Origin of the sequence: Proteiniclasticum aestuarii, from assembly GCF_017368455.1 — a bacterium.
Lineage (GTDB): Bacteria > Bacillota > Clostridia > Clostridiales > Clostridiaceae > Proteiniclasticum > Proteiniclasticum aestuarii.
In genome coordinates this window covers 176,604-188,946 of record NZ_JAFNJU010000007.1, presented here as the reverse complement: position 1 = coordinate 188,946, position 12,343 = coordinate 176,604, and the positions used below count along the sequence as shown (strand labels likewise).

Here is a 12,343-nt window from a genome sequence, read left to right as displayed (position 1 = left end):
TTAAACTAATTTCTATGCAGCTACTTCTACCTTCTTCTTTGCCTTCTCTCTCTTATCCAGCCAGGATACAAGCAGAGGTGCAAGAATCGCAGTTACGATGATTGCAGCTGCAATCTGTGCTGTTGCTGTTGCCGCAATGTCTACTAGGGAAGGATCTACCGCTGCAAGAGCTGCAGGTGTAGCCACTGAGTTTCCGGCAGATGTACCGATTGCAGCACCAATCTGAGGATTCTTGACCTTCATAGCCTTGAACAGGAAGTATCCGCCAAAACCGGTTAGTACTGTAACGATGAGACCAAGGAAAATACCAGGCACGCCTGCTTCAATCAGCTGTCTGAAGTTCAGCGCCGCTCCCAGTGGGAAAGCAAAGAACGGAATCATGATCACAGTTGCTGGAGCAAGGAATTTTCTGATTTCCTCATCCATATTACCTAGAATAAATCCAGCCAGAATTGGAACGATTGTAGCTACAAGCGCAATGAATGGAATTTCAGCAATTCCTGTAGCACCAAAAGCAAGCATTGTAAAGAAAGGACCGTCATTAATCGATAGAATAGATACGGCACCTACATCTGTAGAATCGCCATACTCACCTGCTAAAGCAGCATAAAGTCCACCATTTGAGTTTGTAAGGGCAGCGATCAGAACAAGCGGTGAAAGTCCTAAGACACCTGCTGGTCCCCAGATCCTGTTGACAATGACACCAACACCAGCACCAATCAGGAACTTGACCAGTGTGAGCATTGCTCCTTTGTATAACGGCATACCAGCCTGCTTCACGCTGATCTGTGCACCGTTAGCGAAAAGAAAGACCCCAAGAATAGGCAGTGCCCCTGTTTTCCAAAGGTGTGTTGTGAATCCCCCGATTTCAAGTGCTTGTGGAAAGAATGTGTTGATTGCAGCACCGAGAAGCAGTGGTATGACCATTAATCCCCCTGGTACTTTCTTGACCATTTGTAGAATGTTCATGTTTTTCCTCCTTTTATTGTAAATGATTGCACTAATATAATAGCAATTCTCGTGCCAATGTTTAAAAATCCACATATTTGTTGTTTTTTGATAATAATGAGATTATCGATGCTTTGAATTATTACTTTACTAATTGAAATCGGATGATTTTTCAGTCTGAAACGTATACAGTGTTTCATTCTGAAACACTGTATCAATCTGAAACATCCCTTTTATTTATGTACTTTCCTCCATAGAGTGGATCTGCTGATTCCTAATACCTCACAGGTCTTCTGGACATTCTGACCATTTTCCTGAAAGACTTTCTGAATATACCAGTCTTCAAGGTTTTTCAGTGTACTGTTTTCAGGAATCACCATCGGCACGTCATAAACACCACTTTCTTTTTTCTTTGTGATATTCATTGCAGTTGATTCCTCCTCTTGAAGAAGCTGATCAAATGAGGACACTATGACGGATCGCTCTATAAGATTTTCCAGTTCCCGGATGTTTCCCTCAAACTCTCGCGAGGCCAGCGCCTTCCTCACAGGTTCCGTGATCGGTAGACGCATTTTCCCGTAAACACTGGAGAACTTTTCTATGAAGTGCTCTGCAAGAAGTACGATATCCTCTGTTCGTTCTTTCAGAGCGGGAATTCTAAGGGCCAGGACATTGATCCGGTAGTAGAGATCTTTTCTGAAAAGCTCTTTTTCCACCATATCATGCAGATGTCTGTTAGATGCAGTTATGATTCTCACATCAACTGGAATCACCTTATTGCCACCAACACGTCTGACTTCTTTCTCTTGCAGAACTCTCAGCAGCCTTCCCTGAAGCTCCATAGGAATTTCGCTGATTTCATCAAGAAAGAGTGTACCGTTATGGGCCAGTTCAAAAATACCCGGTTTCCCGCTTTTCTTGGCACCCGTAAAGGCACCTTCTTCATATCCGAAAAACTCACTTTCTATGAGATTCGGTGGCAGCGCCGCACAGTTCACCGCAAGAAACGCTCCACTCTTTCTCTTGCTCCCGTTATGAATGCTCTGCGCAAAGAGTTCCTTCCCTGTACCGGATTCACCGAAGATGTGTACCGGTGCATCGTAAACCGCATACTCTCTGGCTGTATCAATGCAGTCTTTCATCTCCGCACTTTTATGTATGATTTTATCAAAATCGTATTTGGCAACAAATCCTTTCTTCGCGATGGATTTTCGAATATTGAATTCCATTCTCTGGATTTCCTGAATCTCCTGGAAAGTTATGACCGCTCCATTGACACCTTCACTTTCCTGAAGTGGTATCTGATTGAATGAAAGTTTCAGCGTACCTTCACTGATCATTTCCCCTACATATTTCTTCTTTGAATGAAGAATCTCATGAATCCGGGGACTTCTGAAGATATCGAATATTTTACATCCTATGGATTCACTTGCTGATAGCTTAAGAATATTCTCCGCGGTCTGATTAAAATGCGTGACCCGATCATTCCGGTCTATGGATATGATTCCATCTCCTACAAAATTCATCACCGCACGAAGATGTTCTGTCATATGTTTCTCATGTTTCACAGCGGAAAGAATTCTTCTTGCCTCCTGAATCGCCACCTGGATCGATTCTTTCTGTGAAGAAATCATGATTCCTCTGCAATGAAGTCCCTGAACAACTTTCGCTGCATTGGAATCCCCCACAAAAGTCCGGATTCCTTTGCCTTTGTATTCTTCTATGATATCTGGAATTTCCGATTCACTGTTTAGAAGAATCATCCGGACTTCATTGGGTATGATTTTCTTCAATACATTAAATCCGAACACCACGTTGGAGTACCCCACCAGACCAATCACTTCATTGGGATCCTTGATCTGATCAAAGGAGTTCACAATATCATAGGCACTGACCTTGATTTCCACCACAGGAATCTTCAGCTGGGACTTCACCAGTTTATAGGTTCCACCACGGGCTACAATGATCTGGACGCCTTCTTTTTCCAGTTGTTTCGCGATTTCAAGACCTTGGCTCATGGTGCCCAGCACCACATCCACATTGCTGTATCCCTGCTCACTGATGATTTCAGCTGTTTTGTCATATACATCCTGTATGGGGGCTAATACTACAATATCTTTCATGTTTGCCTCCTTCATTAGAAGATTCATCCACAGATCAACTCTTTTTTTTATTCAGTCTCGCTTTCGCAAGATCAATACCATATGAGATGGCATTAAGTAAACTCTCCTCTGACGCTGTACCCTTTCCCGCCTGATCAAAAGCGGTACCATGGTCTACAGAGCTTCTTATGATTGGTAATCCCAGCGTAATATTCACGCCATTGACAGCTTTCCAGCTCCCTGTAGACTGGTCCATCTGAAATCCGACCACCTTCATAGGTATATGCCCCTGGTCATGGTACATGGCAACAACAATGTCATACTGACCGCCTATGGCCTTAGAGAATACCGTATCTGGAGGTACTGGTCCCTCAACATTAATCCCTCTGCTCCTTGCATCTTCAATTGCTGGAATGATTTCATTGATCTCTTCATCACCAAAAAGCCCACCTTCCCCTGAATGAGGATTAAGCCCAGCCACTGCAATCTTCGGATTATTGATGCCCAGACTCAGACATGCATTTTGAGCGATTTCAATGACTTCACGTACACGTTCCTTCTTAACAAGATCGCAGGCTTTACGCAATGAAACGTGTGTTGAAACATGAACAACTCTGAAGTTTTCATGCGCCAGCATCATGCTATAGCGTTTCGTATCTGTCAGTTCAGCATAAATTTCAGTATGTCCGTTATAATGATATCCAGCCTTGTTAAGCGCTTCCTTGTTCAAGGGTCCAGTAATGGTTGCATCAATTTTATCTTCCATTGCAAGTTCAATCACTTTCTCAATGGCTTCAAAAGCCGCTTTACCACCCAGCGTACTGACCTGACCATATGGAACATCTTCAATGTTAAAATCTGTTCTATGGTATACATCGATGGTTCCATATCTGAACTCAGCATCTACCACATGTTCTATCACATGGACTTTTAAATCATTTCCGATCAGCTCCACAGCCCTCTTTACTATATCGCTGTTACCTACGACTAAAGGCCTGCAGGTTTCGTATACCTCTTTGTGGTTGAGTGCTTTAACTGCGATTTCAGGACCTATCCCTGAAACATCTCCCATCGTAATTCCTAATATTGGTAATTGATTCATATTCTACTCCTTTCGGTTCAGCCATCCACCGATCCGATACTTATTTTTTCTTCAGTTATTGAGCGTTCCGATACTTTCAACATATCTTACCAGAGAATCTCCACATCCTGCCCCTGTATGTCTTCAACAAAACCCTGCTCCGGCTTTTCATTTGTAAGAATTCTATGAAAATCCGGAATCTTACCAAATGTAAACGGGAAGGAAAGACCGAACTTGGAATCATCCACCAGCATGAATTTTTCTTCTGTTCTTTTCATGAGAAATGCTTTGATGTCCCTCTCCGGTAATGTCCTATTGGAATACCCCACCGCCATGGACACTCCGCTTGCTGTAAAGAAGCCCTTATCAAAATGATATGTATCAAGAAACGCAAGGGATGTTTCTCCAGTGATTGACAGCGTATTCTTGTTGACACTCCCAGGAATAAGCACAACTCTCACATTCTCCGCTGTATTTGCCATCTTCATGGAAAACATAATATTGTTTGTGAACACCGTGATGTCCTTCTTGTTCTTAATGGCTTCAGGCAGAAACATGTGGGTAGAACCGGAATCCACAAAGACAATATCGCCCTCATTAATATACTCGGCAGCCATTCTGGAAATCTTTCTTTTCCCTTCAGCCTGTATGTTCATTCTCGCCTTAAAAGTAAGAAGCTGATCTTTGGTATTGGCATAGATTACTCCGTATCCTTTTCTGATGCTTCCCATACTCATCAATTCATTGATATACCTTCGTACTGTACTTTCTGAAAGGTTGAACTTCTCCATGAGTTCCTTCGGCGATGCACTCTGATTTTCGAAAATATAGAGTTCCAGTTCCTGTATTTTTCTCATTCTGATTAAATCTTCCTTTCTATTTTTTCAGTGCATGCAGAATATGGTAAAAGGCATCCTCTTTTCCGAACGCACCTGCTTTCGTCACAATATCGATATCTTCAAACTCATCACTGACAAATCTCCCTATGGGAATTGCAGGTAGCACTTCGTCTTTAATAATCATTCCGCTGATATCAAGTTCTTTCGCTATCTTTATAAGCGTATCTCCGCCTGTGATATATACTCCTGATAAGTTCTCTTTGCAACAGCGCATTAAATCGCCCGTGATTTCACCAAGAGATTTCGCTATGAAATCACTGATTTCAAAATGACTCATTCCTTTTGCTTCCGCATAATCGATAGTCTGATCAATGACATTTCGATTTTCAGCTGTATATAACGCTACATCGTTTCCGTTTTTCAGAAGCTCAGCAATTTCAACTGCAATCTTTCGCTTGTTTTCTTCGTCAAACATCATGTCCACCTTATAATGGATTATATGCAGTGGCAATCTCTCTTTTGCATATTCTATCTGACTTCTTGTGACATCACTCACACTACCTATGATTGACAAAACACCGGTTTTTTTCTGAAAACCAAAGGCATCTGGCACAAACTCCGCAAGACCTGCAGTACCAGCCAGGATATAATCTTCATCAAGACTGCTGATCACTTCAGCGCAGACCTTCAGATCTTCCGTGTTTTCAGCATCAAAAATCACTATTTCAGCTTTTTCCTCTCTGGCTTTACTGATCATTTGTTTCAGAAGATCTGCTTTATAGGAACCATCCTTACTGATCAGCACTGTTTTCTTCTCAGACTGATTCCGAATGATTTCTGCTATGGAAGACTCCTTCACAGGAGTTTTCGGATCCTTTGCCACTTCTGTTTCATGAAGAGGTGTTCCATTGACGTAAACTCTACCATTTTTGGAAGTCCTTCCATTTGAAGGTAACGCAGGAATCATATAGACCACATTTTTCCCTGAAGCATCCAGACATGCTGCAATTTCCGATCCGATATTTCCTCTGAATGTGGAGTCAATTTTCTTATAGAAAATGCAGTCCCCCATCTTCTTCAGTTCTTCCGTTACGCGATATACTTTATCGTATGCTGTTTTATCATCATCAAACCGACTCTCTGTATCTACAACCAGCACTTCCTTGAGCATGAGATCCTCTGGTATATTTTCAGTCTTTGTCGTAACAATTGTACTCATTTTTTTCTTCGCAAACTGAACCCCTGTATCGTTTGATCCGGTAAAATCATCTGCTATGACAGCTAATTTCATTCATTCTCCTCCTCTGATGACTAAGTCAAAATATATTCATTTTTTGAACACATTTTGACTAATTATATCAATTGTCTGAGAACGTTGTCAATAGCGTAACAAAAAAGAGAACAGTCATATTTTGCATGCTGTCCTCGAAATTTATGGCTCTGTTTTCATTATTACTGTTACCTTCTCTTTCTGATCTTTGTAGAAGGTATACCGGCCGCTTCACGATATTTAGCTACAGTTCTCCTGGAAATCTCGATTCCCTTTTCGTTAAGAATCTCTGCAATTTTCTGATCGGAAAGAGGATGTTCTTTATCTTCCATCTCGACAATCTGCTTTATCACATTTCTGATATAATCAGGTGCCAGTTCAGATCCATCTGAAGCATGTGTTCCTGAAAATAGACTTTTCAATGCGATTGTGCCTCTTGGTGTACACAGATATTTCTCTCTTACTGTACGGCTGATTGTTGATTCATGAACTTCTAGCTCTTCCGCTACAGACTTCATAGATAAGGGATTCAAAAACGCGCTCTTCCCCATCAGGTAATCCTTCTGATGCGTCATAACAAATTCCGCAACTTTTTCAAGTGTGCTTTTTCTCATTTCGATACTTCTGAGAAGTTTCATCGCTTCCTGAAGTTTCTCATTTAAGTATTCTTCCAATTCCGGATGATCTTCCTTAGCTAATACCTTAATCTCATTACTGATTCGAATTTTAGGTACTTTCATCGCACTCATGGTAATCTGCAGCTCTTCACCAACGATCTGAATTCGCAGATCTGGAATGACATGATTCTTCGTGTTATTGTCAGCAAATCCTCTTGAGGGAACTGGTTCAATTTCTTTGATATCATCTACAAGACTTATGAGTGTTTCTTCTGATAATGCCATCTTCATTTCTATTTTTCTATAGTTTCCGATAGCTACTTCAGGAAGATATTTTCGGATAAGCTCTATGTGATTTTTAGTCAGAACCTCTTTCTTTTTCAGCTGATAAATAAGAGTCTCATAGATGTCTGGCCATCCAATACCTATAGGTTCCAGGTTTCTGACAATTTCTAGACCACTTGCAAACAATGCGGCGTCCACACCTAGAATCTCACTGGATTCTTTTACTGATTCTAAAAAATACCCTCTCCCATCTAGCGAAAAAATAATATATTCACATACCTTTATCAACTCTTCTGGCAGGTCCATCATCCCTAGCTGTTCTATGAGATAGTCTGTCAGAGTTTTGTCCCTGCTGATGAATTCAAATGGCGAAACATAATCGTCAGTTACACTGCCAGCAATACGTTCCGCTTTCTGTTCCTCATTTCTTGCAAGGGCTTTTAGCTCATTCCAGTCAATGATGGAAGGGTCTTCACTGGATGGTTCTTCCATGTCTAATACAGGATTGCTTGTAAACTCTTCCCTAAGAAATGCAGAAAGTTCCATTGAAGACATATAAAGTACTTTCATATGAAATTGCATGTCCTGTGATACCATGTTTTTCTGCTCGGTACGTTGGTTCACTGAATGATTATATTCCATAATTCACCCCACTTTCTAACTAATAATATCACAAACTGTTCTTTAGAATCATCTTTTATAAACATGAATCTTCGATACCGTGGCCTCTCTCATATGTAATTTTAATATACTCCATATCATAGATCTGGGAACAGTAAATTGATGTGTAAGATGAAATGATACATCTCAATCTGAAAACATCCCCCGAAAACGGAGGATGCTGGTATGACAGGCACAGACTTCTACAGAATCCCCAGGGTCCTGAACCCGAAAATAAACAGAGTCATGGTCACATTGGAGAGCAGCGTCGTGAGCATGATGATGCCGCTGGCCAGGTCATGGTCTCCCTTTAGCGCAATGGTCATGATGTAGGATGCCGCTGCAGTAGGCACACCGAAGATGATATAGATGACCAGAAGCTCTTCGGCCTGGAAGCCAAGCTGAAGGGCGAAGTATACAGCGATGAGCGGCAGAATCACCAGTTTCAGCATGGAAGCAATGAGAGAAATGCCGAAGCTTTCCCTGATCTTCTGGAACTTGAAGGAAGCACCAATGGTCAGTAGCGCCAGTGGTGTCACCAGTACGCTGAAGTAGGAGAATGTACGCTCCACAACCATAGGCATACTGAGATTGAGACTGGAAAAGATAAATCCGATGATGATGGCAATGATCAGCGGATTCTTCAGGATCTTCATCCCAACAGACTTCAGATTGGCTTCGCTTTTCTCTTCTGTTCCATAATAGGAGAAGAGCATCACCGCAAGAATATTATAGAGAGGAACAATAAATGCGATGGCAATGGGGGCTTTCGTGCCGACACTGCCCATGACGTTTTCCATGAGGGAATACCCCACATAGAGGAAGTTTCCTCTGAAAGAGCCCTGAATGAATGCCGCCTTCTGCGTAGGATTCTTCACTGAAAACCTGGCAAAAACAGCCGCGACGAACACACTGACCACTGTACCGATGACGACAAAGAGGATGAAACCCCAGTCGAAACTCTCCGCAAAGGAAGTCTTGGACACATCCGAAAAAAGCTTGATTGGTAACGCCAGATTGAATACCATGGTATTTGCCTGTCGCACAAAGCTTCATCGACGATGTTTCTTCTCTTCAGAATATATCCCATGAACATGACAAGAAAAATAGGCAGTGCACTGCCTAAACTGAATATAAAATTATCATACATAATTCCACCCCCACTCCATTATAGGATATACTATTTCATATAGTAATATCATCCATGCCCTTTATTTACCTCTTCCTTGGTATGGGATGCACAACCTACCGTATCAGGATAAAACAGATGGAAACAGAGGCAGAGAGTAATGATGATGATTTATTTTTTCTAAGAGAACCGCCATAACTTCTACCCAGAAAGGATGAGACGATGAGAAAGATCACACGCCCTTTGAACGTAAAAAATCTGAACCTGAAAAACAGGATCGTATTCCCGCCCATGGCCACCGCAAAAGCACTGGAGGATGGTTCCATAAGTGAGGACATTCTAAGCTACTATGATGAAAAGACCAAGGATGGAGACCTGGCCCTGGTCATCGTGGAGCACAGCTTCATCAGTGAGGAAGGCAGAGCCAACAAGAATCAGCTTTCTGTAGCCTCGGATGAGATGGTGGAAGGGCTGAAGAAGCTGAGCACCCTCCTCCATAAGAATGAAACCCTTGGCGTCATGCAGATCAATCATGCAGGTCTTTACGCCAAGCCCAATGATCCTTTCCTCCTACCCGCCGGGCCTTCTGCTGTTCCCGGACAGAACATCCATGTTCTGAAAAGAGAAGGACTTGAAGAGATTATCATGGATTTTGCAGCGGCTGCAAGAAGATGCAAGGAAGCCGGATTTGACGGAGTGGAGATCCATTCCGCCCATGGGTATCTCCTCAACCAGTTCTACTCCCCACTGATCAACAAGAGAGAAGACGCGTATGGCGGAAGCCTTACGAACCGCATCCGTCTGCATGTGGAGATCATACGGGCTGTGAGAAAAGAAGTGGGCAGTGACTACCCTCTGTTTATAAGACTAGGCGCCTGTGACTACAAGGAGGGCGGCACCACCATAGAGGATTCCGTCTACGCTTCCAGCGTATTTGCAAAGGAAGGCGTGGACCTTCTGGATATTTCCGGCGGACACTGCGGATATGTGCATCCCACAGAAAAAAGCCAGGGCTACTTCAGGGAAATCACCGAAGCGCTGAAGAAGGCTGTGGATATTCCGGTCCTTCTGACCGGGGGCATCACAGACCTGGTGGCAGCGGATGCCATCCTTGAAAAGAACCAGACGGATCTCATCGGCATCGGCCGCAGCATCTATAAAGACAGCACCTGGCTCCATGGAGCCCTGGAAAAACTAGAGCGATAAGCAAAGAAAGAACTGTTCCCATCCGGTAAAGGATGAGAGCAGTTCTTCCCGATTATTAAGGGGTGTGTCATGGCAATGCAATGATTTTTCTATGGCTGCATGGCTCCGAAAAGAACCAGCCAGGCCAGGATGGACTTCGCCACCAGGCTCAGTATGATGTATATTCTTTCTCCGTAGATATAATTCTTCCATTTTCCGATTTTCTTGTACTGCAGCACCATATTTACCGGGAAGGTGTTGAATGCCACAAAATAGGTTCCGATGATGGCCCATACAAACCATGGGACCCTGTCAAATTCGCCAGTACCGAACATATAGAGCAGAATGGCGATCCATGGTGCGATTCCTGCAATGGAACCCCAGATGAAGGGCCCCCAGTCAAGATTGTCCTTTTCTCTCTTCGAATTCAGCTGCTCCATGACCAGTCCGAAGAGATTCATGGATGCGTTCACCACGAAGATCAGAAGAAGCGAGGCAATGTCGTAGATTCCAAACAGTGTGGAAATCAGAACGATCATGATGGAGGAACTTAAGGAATATTCAAACCATCTGAATTTGTTGATGCCTTTTTCAAGATCTGCATTATAGATCCGGTTCATCTTTTCCGGAATGGAGACCAGTGCATGGGCAGCGGCGGAGATGAACAGAAACAGCGCCACAAGTATACCGAAAGGAAGATCAAACAGCGTCTTGGAGGCCAGTTCCAGTGACATGGTCTGCTCATTGAACTGAAGGAAGTTCTGGGTGATGGTGGGCTGGAATTCTCCGATGGTCTGGATGACACTGGTGGCCAGAAACAGCATGATGGCTCCCTGGACAAAGTGCAGACCACCCATGATTTTATTGAAATTTCTCAGTTTCTTCAAAGTGATTTCTTTCATATCCGATTTCTCCTTTTTATTGTTTCTATCACGTATTGTGTTCTTGTCTTCATAATATCCCTAAACTTCACAATACGCAATAAAATAATGGATAGCGCCCTCAATATCACTTATCGTGATATTGAGGGCGTTGTAAAGTTATCTTTCCCTTCAGACTCATGCACTTCATCGCTATACAGTCTCAGGCTCACAGGGACTCCAGGATTCTCCTGTACATTGTGATGCCTGTAAGCAGGACGCTCTCCTCAAAATCGAACTGTTCATGATGAAGCGGATGGATGTATCCTGCCGCCTCGTCTCTCGTCCCCAGCATCATAAAGACCCCGGGAATCTCCTCCTGATAAAAGGAGAAGTCTTCCGCCAGCATCAGGGGCTTCATGGTCTCCACTTCCTCATCCCTGAGAAACCCCCTCATCTCCTTCACCAGAGATGGATCGTTATGCACTTCCGGATAGAAATCCCGTATTTCAAGTTCCACCGTTACCCGGTTCATGAGGGCGATGCCCTCCACCGTTCTCTTCAAAGCACTTCTGATGTCCTCATAGGTATCTCTGGAAAAGGCCCGGATGGTACCTTGAATTCTCGCAGTGCCTGCCACGATGTTTCTTGCCGTTCCCCCCTCTATCGTTCCCACATTGATCACAGCAGGAGCGAGCGGATCGAGATTTCTCGAGAGAATATTCTGTATGGAAAGAATCACCTGAGCCGAGGCCACCAGAGCATCCGCTCCCAGATGGGGCTGCCCGGCATGACTGCTTTCCCCCTGCACGGTGATGTCGAACTCTCCGTTTCTGGCCATGAACGGACCACTGCACAGTCCGATCTTTCCCTTGGGAAGACCTGGATAGAGGTGAAAGCCATAGATTCTCTTCACCTTCAGTTTCTGAAGAATCCCCTCTTCCATGACAATCCTCGCTCCGCCAGGACCTTCTTCCGCAGGCTGAAAGAGAAGGACAACGGAAGCATCCGGCTGCTCGATGCTCTTCAGGTATCTGGCAAATCCCAGGAGCATGGCCATATGACCGTCATGTCCGCAGGCATGCATGAAGCCTTCATGCCTTGAAGAAAAGTCTCTTCCAGTCTTCTCCGTCACCCGCAGTCCGTCCATGTCGGCGCGAAACGCCACGGCATTCTCGCCCTTTCCCTGAAGCACTGCAATCCATCCTGTCTCTGCCGTTTTCACGATCTCATAGCCATAGGACAGAAGCTTTTCTCTTATATAGCCTGACGTCAGCGGCAGGTCAAAGGAAAGCTCCGGAATCCGGTGCAGATCTCTTCGTATTTCTTTCACTTCTTCAAACAGCATTTTCACATTCATGGTTCTC

The 12,343-nt window shown here is 43.8% G+C and carries 10 protein-coding genes; 1 reads left to right on the top strand and 9 read right to left on the bottom strand.

Annotated features, from left to right (window positions below; translation table 11 throughout):
- Nucleotides 1-12: 12 nt before the first annotated feature.
- The 7 genes from J3A84_RS10485 to J3A84_RS15480 form a co-directional block, all read right to left on the bottom strand.
- On the bottom strand, nucleotides 13-969 hold the full coding sequence (locus tag J3A84_RS10485) for a 2-keto-3-deoxygluconate permease (RefSeq protein ID WP_207599975.1): 957 nt from the start codon (nucleotides 967-969) through the stop codon (nucleotides 13-15).
- A gap of 212 nt (nucleotides 970-1,181) precedes the next feature.
- Complete coding sequence (locus J3A84_RS10480; protein WP_207599974.1) at nucleotides 1,182-3,071, bottom strand: sigma-54-dependent Fis family transcriptional regulator; 1,890 nt, start codon at nucleotides 3,069-3,071, stop codon at nucleotides 1,182-1,184.
- Nucleotides 3,072-3,105: 34 nt separating this feature from the next.
- Nucleotides 3,106-4,152 carry a 4-hydroxythreonine-4-phosphate dehydrogenase PdxA gene (pdxA, locus tag J3A84_RS10475; RefSeq protein WP_207599973.1) on the bottom strand — a complete coding sequence of 349 codons (1,047 nt, stop codon included), beginning with the start codon at nucleotides 4,150-4,152 and terminating at the stop codon, nucleotides 3,106-3,108.
- An 86-nt stretch (nucleotides 4,153-4,238) separates the two neighbouring features.
- The gene (locus J3A84_RS10470; protein WP_207599972.1) at nucleotides 4,239-4,988 is read right to left on the bottom strand and encodes a DeoR/GlpR family DNA-binding transcription regulator; all 750 of its coding nucleotides are present in this window, start codon (nucleotides 4,986-4,988) and stop codon (nucleotides 4,239-4,241) included.
- A gap of 19 nt (nucleotides 4,989-5,007) precedes the next feature.
- Entirely contained in the window at nucleotides 5,008-6,261 is a 1,254-nt protein-coding gene (locus J3A84_RS10465) for a four-carbon acid sugar kinase family protein (RefSeq protein ID WP_207599971.1), read from the bottom strand.
- 167 nt (nucleotides 6,262-6,428) lie between these two features.
- Complete coding sequence (gene rpoN / locus J3A84_RS10460; RefSeq protein WP_207599970.1) at nucleotides 6,429-7,784, bottom strand: RNA polymerase factor sigma-54; 1,356 nt, start codon at nucleotides 7,782-7,784, stop codon at nucleotides 6,429-6,431.
- 221 nt (nucleotides 7,785-8,005) lie between these two features.
- A complete protein-coding gene (locus J3A84_RS15480; RefSeq protein ID WP_207599969.1) occupies nucleotides 8,006-8,848 on the bottom strand; it encodes an AEC family transporter in 843 nt (280 codons plus the stop codon).
- A gap of 305 nt (nucleotides 8,849-9,153) precedes the next feature.
- Between J3A84_RS15480 and J3A84_RS10450 the strand changes: the two genes are divergently transcribed.
- Nucleotides 9,154-10,137, top strand: coding sequence for an NADH:flavin oxidoreductase (locus tag J3A84_RS10450; protein WP_207599968.1), 984 nt, complete (start codon nucleotides 9,154-9,156; stop codon nucleotides 10,135-10,137).
- A gap of 89 nt (nucleotides 10,138-10,226) precedes the next feature.
- Here J3A84_RS10450 and heR read toward each other — a convergent pair whose 3' ends face one another.
- Nucleotides 10,227-11,018 carry a heliorhodopsin HeR gene (gene heR, locus J3A84_RS10445; protein WP_207599967.1) on the bottom strand — a complete coding sequence of 264 codons (792 nt, stop codon included), beginning with the start codon at nucleotides 11,016-11,018 and terminating at the stop codon, nucleotides 10,227-10,229.
- A 187-nt stretch (nucleotides 11,019-11,205) separates the two neighbouring features.
- Entirely contained in the window at nucleotides 11,206-12,336 is a 1,131-nt protein-coding gene (locus J3A84_RS10440) for a M20 metallopeptidase family protein (RefSeq protein ID WP_207599966.1), read from the bottom strand.
- Between the last annotated feature and the right edge of the window lie 7 nt (nucleotides 12,337-12,343).